The sequence below is a fragment of the Salmonella sp. SAL4457 genome, assembly GCF_046548235.1.
Taxonomy (GTDB): domain Bacteria; phylum Pseudomonadota; class Gammaproteobacteria; order Enterobacterales; family Enterobacteriaceae; genus Salmonella; species Salmonella enterica.
Map to the genome: position 1 here is coordinate 317,638 of NZ_JBGDZO010000002.1, position 17,495 is coordinate 335,132.

The window sequence follows — 17,495 nt, forward strand, 5'->3', positions numbered from 1 at the left end:
TTCTTCTGTTTTTGTTTACCTTTAAAAAGTTCTTTTCGTGAGAATGATCTCATTTGCTTGTTTTGCTATGACCAAGGAATATTGAATGGAAGATTTGAATGTTGTCGACAGCATAAATGGTGCGGGCACCTGGCTGGTACGCAACCAGGCGTTATTGCTCAGCTATGCTGTGAATATTGTTGCGGCTATCGCTATTATCATCATCGGCTTGATTGTAGCGCGCGTGATCTCCAATACGGTAAATCGTCTGATGCGTGCGCGTCATATTGATGCGACAGTGGCCGACTTTCTTTCTGCGCTGGTGCGCTATGGGGTTATCGCTTTTACGCTGATTGCGGCTCTGGGTCGCGTGGGGGTTCAAACCGCCTCGGTTATTGCCGTACTGGGTGCCGCTGGTTTAGCCGTTGGCCTGGCATTACAGGGATCGCTTTCTAACCTTGCGGCTGGGGTATTGCTGGTTATGTTCCGTCCGTTCCGCGCCGGTGAGTATGTCGATTTAGGCGGCGTTGCCGGTACGGTACTTAACGTGCAAATCTTTTCCACGACAATGCGCGCGGTAGACGGCAAAATTATTGTGATTCCGAATGGCAAAATTATCGCGGGAAATATCATCAACTATTCTCGTGAGCCGGTTCGCCGCAACGAATTCATTATTGGGGTGGCCTACGATTCGGATATCGATCAGGTGAAACAGCTGCTCACGACGATTATCGAGTCCGACGATCGTATTTTAAAAGATCGCGAAATGACGGTGCGTTTGAATGAGCTGGGCGCCTCATCAATTAATTTTGTGGTGCGTGTCTGGAGTAAAAGCAGCGACCTGCAAAATGTCTACTGGGACGTGCTGGAACGTATTAAACGTGAATTCGACGCCGCTGGTATTAGCTTCCCGTACCCGCAGATGGACGTCAATTTTAAACGCGTGAAAGATAACGCCGCGGAGTAATTTTTCTCCCGCGCTGCGCTTATCCGCCTCCAGTATTCTCTGGTTATTGAGCGGATAAGCGTAGCCGCCATCCGTTATTCAGTCTCTTCATTAGCTTTTCTTATTAGTGATTAAAATTATCAATTTCCGCTAATAATATTCCCGCGCTATAGTCTGCCTTTAAGAAAAATAGCTCAGGGTAGTTAACGTGATATCTTATTATTTTCAAGGGTTTGCCCTTGGCGCCGCCATGATCCTTCCGCTTGGCCCGCAAAATGCGTTTGTGATGAATCAGGGAATTCGTCGCCAGTACCACCTCATGATAGCGCTGCTTTGCGCGTTAAGTGATTTAGTCCTTATTAGCGCCGGTATTTTTGGCGGCAGCGCGTTGCTGATGCAGTCGCCGTGGCTGCTGGCGCTGGTCACATGGGGCGGGGTCGCGTTCTTGTTATGGTACGGTTTTGGCGCGCTGAAAACGGCAATGAGCAGTAATCTGGAGCTGGCCAGCGCCGAGGTTATGAAGCAGGGGCGCTGGAAAATTATTGCTACGATGCTGGCGGTAACGTGGCTGAATCCGCACGTTTATCTGGATACGTTTGTCGTGTTGGGCAGTCTCGGCGGACAACTGGCTATGGAGCCAAAGCGCTGGTTCGCCCTCGGCACGATTAGCGCGTCGTTCTTATGGTTTTTTGGGTTAGCGCTACTGGCGGCCTGGCTTGCGCCTCGACTGCGTACGGCGAAAGCTCAACGCATTATCAACATTCTGGTTGGGGTGGTGATGTGGCTTATCGCCTTCCAACTGGCGCGGGAAGGCGTCGCGCATATGCACGCGCTTTTCAACTAAGCGTTGTCTGATGGACAACAGGCCGATATCCGCTAAGCTTGCCTGCATGCGCCCTGTATATCAGGGCAATGACTGCAATATGGAGGAGAGACTGTGAAGTTCAAAGTGATGGCCCTGGCGGCATTAGTGGGTTTAAGTGCAATGTCGGCGCAGGCAAGCGAATTGCCGGAAGGCCCGCACATCGTGACTTCCGGTACGGCAAGCGTCGATGCTGTGCCTGATATCGCCACCTTAGCGATTGAAGTGAACGTCGCGGCGAAGGACGCGGCGACGGCGAAGAAGCAGGCCGATGAGCGCGTGGCGCAATATCTTTCCTTCCTTGAGCAAAATCAGATTGCGAAAAAAGACATTAGCGCGGCAAATCTGCGCACGCAGCCAGATTATGATTACCAAAACGGTAAAAGCATTCTGAAAGGGTATCGCGCGGTGCGAACCGTTGAGGTGACGCTGCGTCAGTTAGATAAACTCAATTCGCTGCTGGACGGCGCGCTGAAGGCGGGTTTGAACGAGATTCGTTCGGTATCGCTGGGCGTGGCGCAACCGGACGCCTATAAAGACAAGGCCCGCAAAGCCGCCATTGATGACGCGATTCATCAGGCGCAAGCGCTGGCAGCCGGTTTTAACAGTAAATTGGGGCCAGTTTACAGCGTTCGTTACCATGTCTCTAATTATCAGCCGAGTCCGGTGGTGCGAATGATGAAAGCCGCAGATGCTGCGCCGGTATCCGCGCAGGAAACTTACGAGCAGCCGACCATTCAGTTCGACGATCAGGTCGATGTGGTCTTCCAGCTTGAACCTGGAACAGGGCAGACGTCGACAACGGCCGCCAGCACGCAGTAATCTTGCCCGTCCTGGGCGCTTCCAGGCCGCGTTTTCTCCCGGTGTTCTCATTTTTTGCTCCGTATTACGCAATGAAATGAAGATTTGCTGATACGGTGAGCGTTTTAAATCGTCTTGCCGCCAGCAAAAAATAGCCAATGGCGCGTCGTTTTTTGCCGCCTGAACGCAATGATTTTGTGATGAATTTCAAAGAAGCGACGGGGGAATAATGGGGCATGCAGGCCGGATAAGACGTTCACGCCGCCATCCGGCATTCATAGAGAGGCTAATCCTGACGCAGCACCTTGTGCCCGTACTCCAGCAGCGCGTCGGTCACTTTGCGCATCATCCGGCTTTCCGGGGCAAAGCGGTGCCAGTAAAGCATCCGGCGTTGTAGCAAACCAGGCGTTAAGTTGATCAACTCGCCGCTTTCCAGCTCTTTCTCAATCTGCAGGTGAGGGATCATGCAGCAGGTCGTGCCCTGACGCGCAAGCTGTACAAACGCTTCGGATGAATTAACGATATGGCACGGCACGCTGCCGGGCGGTAGATCGAAATTCTGTTGCAAAAAGGCCTGATGCATATCATCCAGATGGTCGAACGCGACGGCGGGCGCTTTCAGCAGCGACGACCGGGTAACGCCATTGGGGAAATAGCGCTCGGCAAACGGCCTTGACGCGACAAACAGATAGTCGAGCGCGCCCAGTTTGTCTACCAGGCAACTGGGCAGCGCCTGATGCTGAATACTCACCGCGCCCACCACCTCGCCGCGCCGCAGACGTTCTTGCGTGCGCGTTTCATCTTCCACCTGTAAATTGAGACGGATAGGGGAGTCCGCCAGCACCGGCGCCAGCGCCGGAAGCAGCCAGGTCGCCAGACTATCGGCGTTAACCGCCAGCGACAGCAGCAGCGGTGTAGAGCCGGTTTGTTCATCGCCCAGCCACTCTTCTTCCAGCAGTTCAACCTGACGCAGCAGAGCCAGTAATTTTTGCCCTTGCTCCGTAGGGCGAGGAGGAACGGTACGCACCAATAAAGGTTGTCCGAACATATTCTCAAGCTGTTTTATGCGCTGTGAGACGGCGGATTGCGTGATGCACAGCTTCTGGGCGGCGCGCTCGAACCCTCGTTCACGTATAACGGCATCCAGCGCCTGTAGTGTTCTGTAGTCCGGACGTTTCATTGTTGTGTCATGCTCCTGTTATTTTTTTCCGCACTATGACATAAATTTGCCGTCGGTACAGATGAAATCCGTAGCCTGTGTACGGACACGGAGATTTTTCCCGACAATGTTCTATAATGCGGCTGTATTTTCACACCACAGGCGAAACGATCTATGACGCAGGATGAACTGAAAAAAGCGGTAGGATGGGCGGCACTTCAGTATGTACAGCCCGGCACCATTGTGGGCGTTGGTACAGGCTCAACGGCCGCACACTTTATTGATGCGCTGGGCACAATGAAAGGCCAGATTGAAGGCGCGGTCTCCAGCTCGGACGCCTCGACTGAAAAACTCAAAGGCCTCGGTATTCACGTGTTTGATCTCAACGAAGTGGATAGCCTGGGTATCTATGTCGACGGCGCGGACGAAATCAACGGTCATATGCAGATGATCAAAGGCGGCGGCGCGGCATTAACCCGTGAGAAAATTATTGCTTCCGTGGCGGAGAAATTTATCTGTATTGCGGATGCCTCTAAACAGGTGGATATTCTTGGCAAATTCCCGTTGCCGGTCGAAGTGATTCCGATGGCGCGCAGCGCGGTCGCTCGTCAACTGGTGAAGCTGGGCGGGCGTCCGGAGTACCGTCAGAACGTGGTCACGGATAACGGCAACGTGATTCTGGATGTTTATGGTATGGAAATCCTTGATCCCATCGCGCTGGAAAACGCCATTAACGCGATTCCGGGCGTCGTGACCGTAGGGTTGTTCGCCAACCGTGGCGCCGATGTCGCACTGATCGGCACGCCGGACGGGGTGAAAACCATCGTAAAATGATCCCGCCAGGCGTATTTCCTGCCGCGTAAAAAATTCGGTCAGGGCAAATTTGGTGACATGTATCACGTTTAATCGTTTGCCCTGCCGATCCCTCCAAAGAAAAAGTTATTCCCGGTATTTTCATCTGCTATTTCCCGCTGTATGCGATTCCTTCACGACGCTGGCGCAAACGTTCATATTGCCGTGATAATTTTTTTTGATATGTTGAAGGACGGATGCAAATCCACACACAACATCAGATGGCAAAAAAAGACAGGATCGGGGAAATGGCAAAGGTATCGCTGGAGAAAGATAAAATTAAATTTCTGCTGGTTGAAGGGGTGCATCAAAAGGCGCTGGAAAGCCTTCGTGCGGCAGGTTACACCAACATTGAATATCACAAGGGCGCGCTGGACGCTGAACAGTTGAAAGCGTCCATCCGCGATGCCCACTTCATCGGTCTGCGATCCCGTACTCATCTGACAGAAGAAGTGATTAACGCCGCAGAGAAGCTGGTGGCGATTGGCTGTTTTTGCATCGGCACCAACCAGGTGGATTTAAATGCGGCGGCAAAACGCGGTATTCCGGTCTTTAACGCGCCATTCTCGAATACCCGTTCCGTGGCGGAGCTGGTGATTGGCGAGCTATTGCTGCTGCTGCGCGGCGTGCCGGAAGCGAACGCCAAAGCGCACCGCGGCGTATGGAATAAACTGGCGGCGGGATCGTTCGAAGCGCGCGGTAAAAAGCTTGGCATTATCGGTTACGGCCATATCGGAACGCAGTTGGGCATTCTGGCGGAATCGCTGGGGATGCATGTCTATTTCTATGATATTGAAAATAAACTGCCGCTCGGTAATGCAACTCAGGTGCAGCATCTGTCTGAATTGCTGAATATGAGCGATGTGGTCAGTCTGCACGTACCTGAAAACGCCTCCACCAAAAACATGATGGGCGCAAAAGAGATTGCCCTGATGAAGCCGGGTTCGCTGCTGATTAACGCCGCGCGCGGTACGGTGGTAGATATCCCGGCTTTGTGCGACGCGCTGGCGACGAAACATCTGGCGGGGGCGGCTATCGACGTCTTCCCGACGGAACCGGCCACTAATAGCGATCCGTTTACCTCTCCGCTGTGCGAATTCGATAACGTGATCCTGACGCCGCATATCGGCGGCTCGACGCAGGAGGCGCAAGAAAACATCGGTCTGGAAGTCGCAGGAAAACTGATTAAGTACTCGGATAACGGCTCGACGCTGTCCGCCGTGAACTTCCCGGAAGTGTCGCTGCCGCTGCACGGTGGTCGTCGCCTGATGCACATCCACGAAAACCGCCCGGGCGTATTGACCGCGCTTAACCAGATCTTTGCCGAGCAGGGCGTTAACATTGCCGCACAGTATCTGCAAACCTCCGCCCGAATGGGGTATGTGGTAATTGATATAGAAGCCGATGGCGATGTGGCGGAGAAAGCGCTGCTGGCGATGAAGGCGATTCCGGGCACCATTCGCGCCCGTCTGCTGTACTAATTTCCGCTAAATGGGCAGGAGATGACCTGCCCATCCTTTCTCTGGTTTCCCTGCCTCAACATCTCTTCGTGTAACGCATACATTCTGTTTTCGAGCCTTGCCGCAATTGGTAATTAAAGGCAGCGTTGCGTGTTGTACAGCAATAAAAGGAATTTACGATAAGGGCTCAGCATAGCGCTGAAACGGGAAAGCCCCTACCGAGGCAGGGGCTCTAAAAAGGAAAGGGACGATGATGAGATACGTCATCATGCTGCTGATCCTGTTAATCATCGCTTGCCCAGCATATTAACAGTGAGTACGCAGGAGGGAGGTTCGCCTCCCTCACCCTTCACCGAGAAATTTAGGTCAAAAAAGCGACGCTGTCAATCGACAAAACACGGCTACCACTCCCAAATTTTGGACGGCGTCACCACCGCAGGCAGCGGGATATCCCACTCTTCAACTGGCAGTTTTTCTACTAACTGGCAATCATGCGCGTAGCCCACGGGCTGGATCTTATGCTGCTGCCAGTTTTGCAACGTACGGTCATAAAATCCGCCGCCCATCCCCAGGCGCTGCCCGCCTTCGTCAAACGCCACTAATGGCGTTACCAGCACATCCAGCTTTGCCAGCGGCAATACGTCGCGGACATCAAGCCGTGGCTCCCGGATCTTTAAGCGGTTGGTCACCAGCGCACTCTGCGGATGATAGTGCAGGAACAGGAGGTTGCCAGGGCTGAAGGGATGAAGAACCGGAAGGTAGACGCGCTTGCCTGCTCGCCATAGCTGTTCAATCAGCGGCTGGGTGTCGAGTTCGCCATCAAAGGAGAGAAACACGGCGACAGTGTGCGCCATCACGACGGGAGGAAAGCTGAGCATTCGGGCGGCGGCCTGTTGACCAAAACGGCGTTGCTGCTCTGGCGTTAGCGCACGGCGACGTTGCCGAATCATCCGGCGGATTTCTTGTCGTGATAAAGAGAGTTCGGGAAGTTGCGTCATGGCTGTCGCCAGTCAGAAGGGGAATCTCCGAGATGCCGCCGCAGGCTGTAACCCTTGAACCCTTGGTTCAAGGTGAATGTGTCGTCACAGTTTTAAGGCTTCTCGGACGAACCGAGCATGCTCACCAACCGCGGAGCGCCACATTCTTGTGGTATGAAATATCGGCTCAGGGGACTGGCCCGCTTGCAAACATCTCAGAGAAATTCTGTTTTCACAATCACTTTACCATAGTAAAGCGAAAAGTGTTATTCAAAGTTTTGGCCCGTTTTTTCGGTTATGCGACCTTGATCAAGCAACGCCTGTTCGATGGTCTGTTGTAGCATCCGAATACGTTGTTCCATGCTCGCCGCGTAATCGCGGGTCTTCGCTTTTTCCTGAGTTAACTCATAGCTGATATTCAATGCGGCAATGAAAACCAACTGCTCAGTATTTGTGACTCTAGTGCGAACTTTCAGATCTTGCAACCGCTGATTCAGATCGTCCGCAGCCTGATTCAACGCATCCCTTTGGTCAGGCGGGCAATTCACTCGCAGTGAACGGCCAAATATTTGGATATCGACGGGTTGTGCAGACATGCCACCTTCCTGCTGATTGACTGCGCTGCCTTCGTCTCCAGACCCAGGGTCCGCGAAGGGGCGACACTATAGCTACCCTGGTGTGAAGATACAAGCCCTTTTCTGGTTCACCAGGGTCCAAAGTGGTAGCATATCATGAATATCCTCCCTTTGATGACGAATGCTTATGTCTATACAGAACGAAATGCCTGGTTACAACGAAATGAACCGGTTTTTGAATCAACAAGGGGCCGGTCTGACCCCGGCTGAAATGCATGGTTTAATCAGCGGGATGATTTGCGGCGGCAACAACGACAGCTCATGGCAGCCGCTGTTGCACGACCTGACGAACGAAGGTCTGGCCTTCGGGCATGAGCTTGCTCAGGCGCTGCGCAAAATGCACGCGGCGACCAGCGACGCGCTGGAAGACGACGGCTTTCTTTTTCAGCTTTATCTGCCTGAAGGCGACGATGTCAGCGTATTCGATCGCGCAGATGCCTTAGCCGGGTGGGTTAACCACTTTTTGCTTGGCCTCGGCGTAACGCAGCCTAAACTTGATAAAGTCACCGGCGAAACGGGTGAAGCGATTGACGACCTGCGTAATATTGCGCAGCTTGGTTATGATGAGAGCGAAGATCAGGAAGAGCTGGAGATGTCGCTCGAAGAGATCATCGAATATGTCCGTGTTGCGGCGCTGTTATGTCATGACACTTTCACGCGCCAACAGCCGACCGCGCCGGAAGTGCGTAAACCGACGCTACACTAAGAAAAAACGAAATGGAGGCCATGTCATGACTCAGCAGGAATACCAACGCCGTCGCCAGGCATTACTGGCGCAAATGCAGCCCGGCAGCGCCGCGCTGATCTTTGCCGCGCCGGAGGCGACGCGCAGCGCAGACAGTGAATATCCGTATCGCCAGAGTAGCGACTTCTGGTATTTCACCGGTTTTAACGAACCGGAAGCCGTGCTGGTACTGATTAAGAGTGATGACACCCACAACCACAGCGTTTTGTTCAACCGCGTTCGCGACCTGACTGCGGAAATCTGGTTTGGTCGCCGTTTAGGACAGGATGCCGCGCCGGAAAAACTGGGCGTTGACCGGGCGCTGGCGTTTAGCGAAATCAACCAGCAACTCTTTCAGTTGCTTAATGGTCTGGATGTGGTGTACCACGCGCAGGGCGAATATGCGTATGCCGACGAGATTGTTCTGGCTGCGCTGGAGAAGCTGCGTAAAGGCTCCCGCCAGAATCTGACCGCGCCGGCCACCATGACTGACTGGCGACCGATCGTCCATGAGATGCGCCTGTTCAAATCGCCGGAAGAGATTGCTGTCCTGCGCCGCGCCGGGGAAATTAGCGCGCTGGCGCATATCCGCGCGATGGAAAAATGCCGTCCGGGGATGTTTGAGTATCAGCTGGAGGGGGAAATTCACCACGAATTTAATCGCCACGGCGCGCGCTATCCCTCCTATAACACCATTGTCGGCAGCGGCGAAAATGGCTGTATCCTGCATTACACTGAAAACGAAAGTGAAATGCGCGACGGCGATTTAGTGCTTATCGACGCAGGTTGTGAATATAAAGGTTACGCGGGCGACATCACGCGTACTTTCCCGGTGAACGGGAAATTTACGCCAGCTCAGCGTGAAATTTATGACATCGTTCTGGAATCGCTGGAGACCAGCCTGCGACTGTTCCGTCCTGGTACCTCTATTCAGGAGGTGACCGGCGAAGTCGTGCGCATCATGATAACCGGGCTGGTGAAGCTGGGGATTTTGCAAGGAGAGGTTGATCAACTGATTGCCGAAAATGCGCATCGTCCTTTCTTTATGCATGGCTTGAGCCACTGGCTGGGGCTGGATGTTCATGATGTCGGCGTTTATGGGCCGGATCGCTCCCGTACCCTGGAGCCGGGCATGGTACTGACCGTAGAGCCAGGCCTCTATATCGCGCCGGATGCCGACGTGCCGGAAGCGTATCGCGGCATTGGCGTTCGAATTGAAGATGACATTGTCATTACCGAAACCGGTAATGAAAACCTGACCGCTGGCGTTGTGAAGAAGGCGGATGACATTGAGGCATTAATGGCGGCGGCGCGGCAGCAATGAGCGTCATTATCGTTGGCGGCGGCATGGCAGGCGCGACGCTGGCGCTGGCCATCTCTCAGTTCAGTCATGGGACGTTGCCGGTACACCTGATTGAAGCGAAAGCGCCTGAAGCCGACGGTCATCCCGGCTTTGACGCCAGAGCGATTGCGCTGGCGGCGGGCACTTGTCAGCAACTGGCGCGAATTGGCGTCTGGCAGGCGATTTCCGATTGCGCAACGGCAATCAACACCGTACACGTCAGCGATCGCGGCCATGCCGGATTTGTGACTCTCGACGCGCAGGACTACAGTCTGGCAGCGTTGGGGCACGTTGCGGAGCTGCATGATATCGGGCTGCGTCTGTTTGCGCTCTTGCGTAAAGCGCCAGGCGTTACGCTGCACTGCCCGGAGCGCGTAGCCAGCGTGTCGCGTACCCAACAGCAGGTTAACGTCACTCTGGAAAACGGCAATGTGATAGCTGGCAGCGTGCTGGTGGCGGCTAACGGTACCCACTCCGCGCTCGCGTCAGCCTGCGGCGTTGACTGGCATCAGGAGCCTTACGAACAGTTAGCGGTGATAGCGAATGTCGCGACCGCTATCCCGCATCAGGGACGCGCCTTTGAACGTTTTACTCCCAATGGCCCGCTGGCGATGTTGCCGATGTCGCATGGCCGATGTTCGCTGGTTTGGTGTCACCCGCTCGACCAGCGCGATGAGGTGCTGAGCTGGTCCGACGCGCAGTTCTGCCATGCATTGCAGGCCGCGTTCGGCTGGCGGCTGGGGCGAATTACTCAGGCCGGTAAGCGCAGCGTGTATCCGCTTGCCCTGACTACGGCGGCAAAAGTGTTTACTCACCGGACTGTCATGGTCGGCAATGCGGCGCAGACGTTGCATCCTATCGCCGGACAAGGGTTTAATCTCGGTCTGCGCGATGTCATGAGCCTGGCGGAAACGCTGGTCGCGGCACAGGACGCGGGCGAGGATATTGGCGCCTGGCACGTGTTATCGCGCTATCAGCAGCGTCGTCAGGTTGACCGGGATACGACGATTGGCGTAACGAACGGTCTGGTCCATCTGTTTGCAAATCGTTGGGCGCCGCTGGTTATTGGGCGCAATATCGGTTTAATGGCGATGGAATTATTACCGCCTGCGCGCGATGCGCTGGCACAGCGGACCTTAGGTTGGGTTGCGCGTTAAGCAGATCTGTAGGCCGGATAAGGCATTTACGCCGCCATCCGGCATCGTGTTCGTAAAAATACCGGATGGCGGCTTCGCCTTATCCGGCCTACGGTTTTGATTGTTCCGGTTTCCAGGAGTAAATAGTGCAAAGTGTTGATGTAGCAATAGTTGGCGGAGGCATGGTGGGACTGGCTGTCGCCTGCGGCTTGCAGGGGAGCGGTTTGCGCGTTGCGGTACTGGATCACGTTGTCCCCCAGCCGTTGGCGAACGATGCCCCGCCTCAGCTTCGGGTGTCGGCGATTAATGCCGCCAGCGAAAAACTGCTTACCCGTCTTGGCGTATGGTCAAACATTGTGGCGCGACGGGCAAGTTGCTACCACGGTATGGAAGTCTGGGATAAAGACAGCTTTGGCCGTATTACGTTTGATGACGCAAGCATGGGATATAGCCATCTGGGGCATATTGTTGAAAACAGCGTCATTCACTACGCATTGTGGCAAAAAGCGCAGCAAGCGGCGGATATCACCTTAATGGCGCCAGCGGAGTTACAGCAGGTTGCCTGGGGAGAGAACGACGCCTTCCTGACTTTAAAAGACGGCGCGATGTTAACCGCGCGTCTGGTGATTGCCGCGGATGGCGCCAACTCCTGGCTGCGTAACAAAGCGGATATTCCCTTAACTTTCTGGGACTACCGCCACCATGCGCTGGTAGCGACTATCCGCACCGAAGAGCCGCACGGCGCGGTTGCTCGCCAGGTGTTTCATGGTGAAGGTATTCTGGCGTTTTTGCCGTTAAGCGATCCGCATCTGTGTTCCATTGTCTGGTCGCTTTCTCCGCAGGATGCGGAGCGTATGCAACAGAGCGGCGACGAGGCGTTTAACCAGGCGTTGACTATCGCCTTCGATAATCGGCTGGGCTTATGCCGCCTGGAAAGCGAACGGCAGGTTTTTCCGCTGACGGGCCGCTATGCTCGCCAGTTTGCCGCGCATCGTCTGGCGTTGGTCGGTGATGCCGCGCACACCATCCATCCGCTGGCAGGGCAAGGCGTCAACCTCGGCTTTATGGACGCGGCCGAACTGGTGGACGATCTGCGCCGGCTTCAGCGCCAGGGCAAAGACATTGGCCAACATCTTTATCTCCGTCGTTATGAGCGTAGCCGTAAACATAGTGCGGCGATGATGCTTGCCGGGATGCAAGGTTTTCGTGACCTGTTTGCCGGCGAAAACCCGGCAAAAAAATTGCTGCGCGACATCGGACTGAAACTGGCGGACACGCTCCCCGGCGTCAAACCCCAACTGCTTCGCCAGGCAATGGGGCTAAACGACCTTCCGCAATGGCTTCGTTAAGCGTCTGACTGCACGCCAGCAAGAGTTTGAAACCCGTCACACTTTGCTTTCCCGGCTATCGCGCCGGGGGGCTTTCCTCGTTTGAAATAATCTAATTTCACCGCTTATTTCGCATTATATTTTCTAATGCCGCTATTTTTGGCGAACGCGATTTTCGACATTTTTTCCGCATTTAATATTAATTTATGTTGTAGTAAATCGTATCAGCTTCCTTTTTATGACGGTTATTTAGCGTAATAGTGGTTTTTTGTGCTGATTGGGTTTTAGCATTTTTTAGTCATAAGCTAATGTGATGGTAAATTCAGCCTTATGGTTTAGCGCCTGGTTCGGTGGTAAGTTCAGGAGCAAGAGAACGTTTGCGTCGGCGCAGGAAAAAGGGCGTCGATGCCAGGTTTCGTGGCGAAGATTTCCCATGAAAATGGTTGTTAGCCCCCGCTAATTCAACGAGGAAAAGATGGCCCAACAGACGCCTTTGTACGAACAACACACGCTATGCGGCGCCCGCATGGTCGATTTTCATGGCTGGATGATGCCCCTGCATTACGGCTCTCAGCTTGATGAACACCACGCTGTGCGCACCGATGCCGGGATGTTTGATGTATCGCATATGACCATTGTCGATCTTCATGGCAGCCGCACCCGGGAGTTCTTGCGTTATCTGCTGGCAAACGACGTCGCGAAGCTAACGAAGACGGGTAAAGCCCTCTACTCCGGTATGCTTAACGCATCGGGCGGCGTGATTGATGACCTTATCGTCTACTACTTCACTGAAGATTTCTTCCGTCTCGTTGTTAACTCCGCCACCCGCGAAAAAGACCTCTCCTGGATTACCCAACACGCTGAACCTTATGCCATCGACATCACCGTTCGTGACGACCTGTCGCTGATTGCGGTACAGGGGCCGAATGCGCAGGAAAAAGCGGCGACTCTGTTTACTGACCAACAGCGCCATGCAGTAGAAGGTATGAAGCCGTTCTTCGGCGTTCAGGCGGGTGATCTGTTTATCGCTACCACCGGTTATACCGGCGAAGCGGGCTATGAAATCGCCATGCCGAATGAAAAAGCGGCGGATTTCTGGCGTGCGCTGGTGGAGGCGGGCGTGAAGCCGTGCGGTCTTGGCGCGCGCGACACGCTGCGTCTGGAAGCAGGCATGAACCTGTACGGTCAGGAGATGGATGAAGGTATCTCTCCGCTGGCGGCTAATATGGGATGGACTATCGCCTGGGAACCTGCTGACCGCGACTTTATTGGCCGTGAGGCGCTGGAGATGCAGCGTGAAAAAGGCCATGAGCAGCTTGTCGGTCTGGTGATGACCGAGAAAGGCGTATTGCGTAATGAACTGCCGGTGCGTTTTACCGATGCGCAGGGCAATCAGCAAGAAGGCATTATCACCAGCGGGACGTTTTCCCCAACGTTGGGCTACAGCATTGCGCTGGCGCGCGTTCCGGCGGGCATCGGCGAGACGGCGATTGTACAAATTCGTAACCGTGAAATGCCGGTAAAAGTGACTAAACCTGTTTTTGTGCGTAACGGCAAAGCCGTCGCGTGATTCATCCTTTTTTGGAGATTAATTGATGAGCAACGTACCCGCAGAACTGAAATACAGCAAAGAACACGAATGGCTGCGTAAAGAAGCGGATGGCACTTACACCGTTGGCATTACTGAACACGCTCAGGAGCTGTTGGGCGATATGGTTTTTGTTGATCTGCCGGAAGTCGGCGCGACCGTAAGCGCGGGCGACGACTGCGCCGTGGCGGAGTCCGTAAAAGCGGCGTCCGACATTTATGCGCCGGTAAGCGGCGAGATCGTGGCGGTAAACGATGCGCTGAGCGACTCCCCGGAGCTGGTGAACAGCGAACCGTATGCCGGTGGCTGGATCTTTAAAATCAAAGCCAGCGATGAAAGCGAACTTGAATCGCTGCTGGATGCCACCGCGTATGAGGCATTGTTAGAAGACGAATAATGTTGTGCCGGATGGCGCTAATGCTTATCCGGCCTACTCACTGCAACGCGAATGATTTTGCGTATTCGTTTTCGCACGCGTAGGCCCGGTAAGCGTCAGCGCCACCGGGCAATTGAGTTAGAGACAATCACGATTCACTGCACGTTTCAGGAACCATCGCCCATGACACAGACGTTAAGCCAGCTTGAAAACCGCGGCGCTTTCATTGAACGCCACATCGGACCGGACGCCGCACAGCAACAAGAGATGCTGAATGCGGTTGGCGCCGAGTCGTTAAACGCGCTGACAGGTCAGATTGTGCCGAAAGACATTCAGCTCGCGACTCCGCCGCAGGTTGGAGAGGCGGCAACCGAATATGCCGCACTGGCGGAATTAAAAGCCATCGCCGGGCGTAACAAGCGCTTCACGTCGTACATTGGCATGGGCTACACCGCCGTGCAGCTACCGCCGGTTATCCTGCGCAACATGCTGGAAAATCCAGGCTGGTACACCGCCTACACTCCTTATCAGCCGGAAGTCTCTCAGGGGCGTCTGGAAGCGCTGCTCAACTTCCAACAGGTGACGCTGGACCTGACAGGGCTGGACATGGCTTCCGCCTCGCTGCTGGATGAAGCGACCGCCGCCGCTGAAGCGATGGCGATGGCAAAGCGCGTCAGCAAACTGAAAAATGCCAACCGGTTCTTTGTCGCCTCTGATGTCCATCCGCAAACTCTGGACGTCGTGCGTACTCGCGCCGAAACCTTTGGCTTTGACGTCATTGTGGATGACGCGGCGAAAGCACTGGATCACCAGGATGTGTTTGGCGTGCTGTTGCAGCAGGTTGGCTCCACGGGCGAAATTCACGATTACAGCGCGCTGATTAGCGAACTCAAAGCCCGTAAAGTGATTGTCAGCGTCGCCGCCGACTTTATGGCGCTGGTGCTGCTTACCGCGCCGGGTAAACAGGGCGCGGACATTGTTTTCGGTTCTGCGCAACGCTTCGGCGTACCGATGGGGTACGGTGGCCCGCACGCGGCGTTCTTTGCCGCCAAAGATGAATTCAAACGCTCCATGCCAGGCCGTATTATCGGCGTATCAAAAGATGCGGCGGGCAATACCGCACTGCGCATGGCGATGCAGACTCGCGAGCAGCATATCCGTCGTGAGAAAGCGAACTCCAACATTTGTACCTCGCAGGTACTGCTGGCTAACATCGCCAGCCTGTATGCCGTTTATCATGGTCCGGTCGGTCTGAAGCGCATTGCGAATCGTATCCACCGCCTGACCGATATTCTGGCGGCAGGTCTGCAACAGAAAGGCTTAAAGCTGCGTCATGCGCACTACTTCGACACCCTGTGTGTGGAAGTGGCTGATAAAGCTGCGGTACTGGCGCGTGCGGAAGCGACAGAGATCAATCTGCGCAGCGATATTCATAACGCGGTGGGTATTACGCTCGATGAAACCACCACCCGTGAGAATGTGGCGCAGTTGTTCAATGTTTTGCTGGGCGACAGCCACGGTCTGAACATTGAAACACTGGATAAAGACGTGGCGCTTGATAGCCGTTCCATTCAGCAAAGTATGCTGCGTGACGATGCGATTCTGACGCATCCGGTATTTAACCGTTACCACAGCGAAACCGAGATGATGCGCTATATGCACTCGCTGGAGCGTAAAGATCTGGCGCTGAACCAGGCGATGATCCCGCTGGGTTCCTGCACCATGAAGCTGAACGCCGCCGCCGAGATGATTCCTATCACCTGGCCGGAATTCGCTGAACTGCACCCGTTCTGCCCGCCGGAACAGGCCGAAGGATATCATCAGATGATTAGCCAGCTTTCTGACTGGCTGGTGAAACTCACCGGGTACGACGCCGTCTGTATGCAGCCTAACTCCGGCGCACAGGGGGAATACGCGGGGCTGCTGGCGATTCGTCACTATCACGAAAGCCGCAACGAAGGGCATCGCGATATCTGCCTGATTCCGGCCTCTGCTCACGGCACTAACCCTGCTTCTGCACATATGGCAGGAATGCAGGTGGTGGTGGTCGCCTGTGATAAGAACGGCAACATCGACCTGGACGATCTGCGGGCAAAAGCAGAACAACATGCTGCGAACCTTTCTTGCATCATGGTGACCTATCCGTCCACCCACGGCGTGTATGAAGAAACGATCCGTGAGGTGTGTGAAGTTGTGCACCAGTTCGGCGGTCAGGTTTACCTTGACGGCGCGAACATGAACGCTCAGGTCGGCATTACCTCACCGGGCTTTATTGGCGCGGACGTTTCGCACCTCAATTTGCATAAAACTTTCTGCATTCCGCACGGCGGCGGCGGCCCAGGCATGGGACCGATCGGCGTGAAAGCGCATCTGGCACCGTTCGTACCGGGTCATAGCGTGGTGCAAATCGAAGGCATGTTAACCCGTCAGGGCGCGGTTTCTGCGGCGCCGTTCGGTAGTGCCTCTATCCTGCCAATCAGCTGGATGTACATCCGCATGATGGGCGCAGAAGGCCTGAAGCAGGCAAGCCAGGTCGCGATTCTTAACGCTAACTACATTGCCAGCCGTCTGAAAGATGCCTATCCGGTACTGTATACCGGTCGCGATGGCCGTGTGGCGCACGAATGTATTCTTGATATTCGCCCATTGAAAGAAGAAACCGGCATCAGCGAGCTGGATATTGCCAAGCGTCTGATCGACTACGGTTTCCATGCGCCAACCATGTCGTTCCCGGTGGCGGGCACGCTGATGGTAGAGCCGACGGAATCTGAAGGTAAGGCTGAGCTGGATCGCTTTATCGATGCGATGCTGGCTATTCGCGCAGAGATTGACCAGGTGAAAGCGGGTGTCTGGCCGCTGGAAGATAACCCGCTGGTGAACGCGCCGCACATTCAGAGCGAACTGGTCGCCGAGTGGGCGCATCCGTACAGCCGTGAAGTTGCCGTATTCCCGGCAGGCGTGGCAGACAAATACTGGCCGACGGTGAAACGTCTGGATGATGTTTATGGCGACCGTAACCTGTTCTGCTCCTGCGTACCGATTAGCGACTACCAGTAATTTACTGATTCGACTGTTTTCTAAAGGCGCTTCGGCGCCTTTTCAGCTTGTTAATAAAGTGCGTTTTGTTTATGTCGGATGCAGTGTGAGTGCCTTATTCAGGCTACAAAGTGTTACTAATTCAATATATTACAGTAAATCGTTGGCTCCTGTCAGGCAACCTGGCGTTTGTATCAGTGTATTAGCCAGAATTAAATTACCGGCTTTTTAGAGTTTAATGATTCATTGTGCATCATTTTTACCTTGCTGTTATTTAATCAAAACAACACAGTA

Annotated in this window: 15 protein-coding genes and 1 other RNA gene; 12 read left to right on the top strand and 4 right to left on the bottom strand. The window is 54.4% G+C overall.

Annotated features, from left to right (window positions below; all coding sequences use genetic code 11):
* The first annotated feature begins 85 nt into the window (after positions 1-85).
* The 3 genes from ACLJNW_RS09150 (at position 86) to ACLJNW_RS09160 (ending at position 2,609) form a co-directional block, all read left to right on the top strand.
* Positions 86-946, top strand: a complete 861-nt coding sequence (locus ACLJNW_RS09150) for a small-conductance mechanosensitive channel MscS (RefSeq protein WP_000389833.1) — start codon at positions 86-88, stop codon at positions 944-946.
* A gap of 187 nt (positions 947-1,133) precedes the next feature.
* On the top strand, positions 1,134-1,769 hold the full coding sequence (gene argO, locus ACLJNW_RS09155) for an arginine exporter ArgO (RefSeq protein WP_000626863.1): 636 nt from the start codon (positions 1,134-1,136) through the stop codon (positions 1,767-1,769).
* 93 nt (positions 1,770-1,862) lie between these two features.
* Positions 1,863-2,609 carry an oxidative stress defense protein gene (locus ACLJNW_RS09160; RefSeq protein ID WP_000669854.1) on the top strand — a complete coding sequence of 249 codons (747 nt, stop codon included), beginning with the start codon at positions 1,863-1,865 and terminating at the stop codon, positions 2,607-2,609.
* Positions 2,610-2,874: 265 nt separating this feature from the next.
* On the opposite strand, the gene argP is transcribed toward ACLJNW_RS09160, so the two are convergent.
* Positions 2,875-3,768, bottom strand: coding sequence for a DNA-binding transcriptional regulator ArgP (gene argP / locus ACLJNW_RS09165; RefSeq protein ID WP_000828348.1), 894 nt, complete (start codon positions 3,766-3,768; stop codon positions 2,875-2,877).
* Positions 3,769-3,921: 153 nt separating this feature from the next.
* Here argP and rpiA point away from each other — a divergent pair, with 153 nt between their 5' ends.
* Together rpiA and serA are read left to right on the top strand one after the other, a co-directional pair.
* Positions 3,922-4,581, top strand: a complete 660-nt coding sequence (rpiA, locus tag ACLJNW_RS09170; RefSeq protein ID WP_000189741.1) for a ribose-5-phosphate isomerase RpiA — start codon at positions 3,922-3,924, stop codon at positions 4,579-4,581.
* 266 nt (positions 4,582-4,847) lie between these two features.
* Positions 4,848-6,080: a phosphoglycerate dehydrogenase gene (gene serA / locus ACLJNW_RS09175; protein WP_001151627.1), complete on the top strand. Its 1,233-nt coding sequence runs from the start codon at positions 4,848-4,850 to the stop codon at positions 6,078-6,080.
* A gap of 380 nt (positions 6,081-6,460) precedes the next feature.
* Here serA and ACLJNW_RS09180 read toward each other — a convergent pair whose 3' ends face one another.
* From ACLJNW_RS09180 to zapA, 3 genes are all read right to left on the bottom strand, one after another.
* A complete protein-coding gene (locus ACLJNW_RS09180) occupies positions 6,461-7,057 on the bottom strand; it encodes a 5-formyltetrahydrofolate cyclo-ligase (RefSeq protein ID WP_001574944.1) in 597 nt (198 codons plus the stop codon).
* 20 nt (positions 7,058-7,077) lie between these two features.
* Positions 7,078-7,261, bottom strand: a non-coding RNA gene (gene ssrS / locus ACLJNW_RS09185) — 6S RNA.
* Positions 7,262-7,302: 41 nt separating this feature from the next.
* On the bottom strand, positions 7,303-7,632 hold the full coding sequence (gene zapA / locus ACLJNW_RS09190; RefSeq protein WP_001276011.1) for a cell division protein ZapA: 330 nt from the start codon (positions 7,630-7,632) through the stop codon (positions 7,303-7,305).
* A gap of 166 nt (positions 7,633-7,798) precedes the next feature.
* On the opposite strand from zapA, the gene ACLJNW_RS09195 reads away from it, so the two are divergent.
* The 7 genes from ACLJNW_RS09195 to gcvP all read left to right on the top strand — a co-directional run bounded on the left by ACLJNW_RS09195 (position 7,799) and on the right by gcvP (position 17,222).
* Positions 7,799-8,377 carry a YecA family protein gene (locus tag ACLJNW_RS09195; protein WP_000027236.1) on the top strand — a complete coding sequence of 193 codons (579 nt, stop codon included), beginning with the start codon at positions 7,799-7,801 and terminating at the stop codon, positions 8,375-8,377.
* A 25-nt stretch (positions 8,378-8,402) separates the two neighbouring features.
* Positions 8,403-9,719: a Xaa-Pro aminopeptidase gene (pepP, locus tag ACLJNW_RS09200; protein ID WP_000193682.1), complete on the top strand. Its 1,317-nt coding sequence runs from the start codon at positions 8,403-8,405 to the stop codon at positions 9,717-9,719.
* Positions 9,716-10,894: a 2-octaprenyl-6-methoxyphenyl hydroxylase gene (gene ubiH / locus ACLJNW_RS09205; protein WP_001591945.1), complete on the top strand. Its 1,179-nt coding sequence runs from the start codon at positions 9,716-9,718 to the stop codon at positions 10,892-10,894. Before pepP ends, ubiH begins: the two co-directional genes overlap by 4 nt.
* Positions 10,895-11,019: 125 nt before the next feature.
* Positions 11,020-12,222: an FAD-dependent 2-octaprenylphenol hydroxylase gene (ubiI, locus tag ACLJNW_RS09210; RefSeq protein WP_001192144.1), complete on the top strand. Its 1,203-nt coding sequence runs from the start codon at positions 11,020-11,022 to the stop codon at positions 12,220-12,222.
* A 454-nt stretch (positions 12,223-12,676) separates the two neighbouring features.
* Positions 12,677-13,771 carry a glycine cleavage system aminomethyltransferase GcvT gene (gene gcvT, locus ACLJNW_RS09215; RefSeq protein WP_000068738.1) on the top strand — a complete coding sequence of 365 codons (1,095 nt, stop codon included), beginning with the start codon at positions 12,677-12,679 and terminating at the stop codon, positions 13,769-13,771.
* Positions 13,772-13,796: 25 nt separating this feature from the next.
* Positions 13,797-14,186: a glycine cleavage system protein GcvH gene (gcvH, locus tag ACLJNW_RS09220; RefSeq protein ID WP_001295377.1), complete on the top strand. Its 390-nt coding sequence runs from the start codon at positions 13,797-13,799 to the stop codon at positions 14,184-14,186.
* A gap of 162 nt (positions 14,187-14,348) precedes the next feature.
* Complete coding sequence (gcvP, locus tag ACLJNW_RS09225; protein ID WP_024154703.1) at positions 14,349-17,222, top strand: aminomethyl-transferring glycine dehydrogenase; 2,874 nt, start codon at positions 14,349-14,351, stop codon at positions 17,220-17,222.
* Positions 17,223-17,495 lie beyond the last annotated feature (273 nt).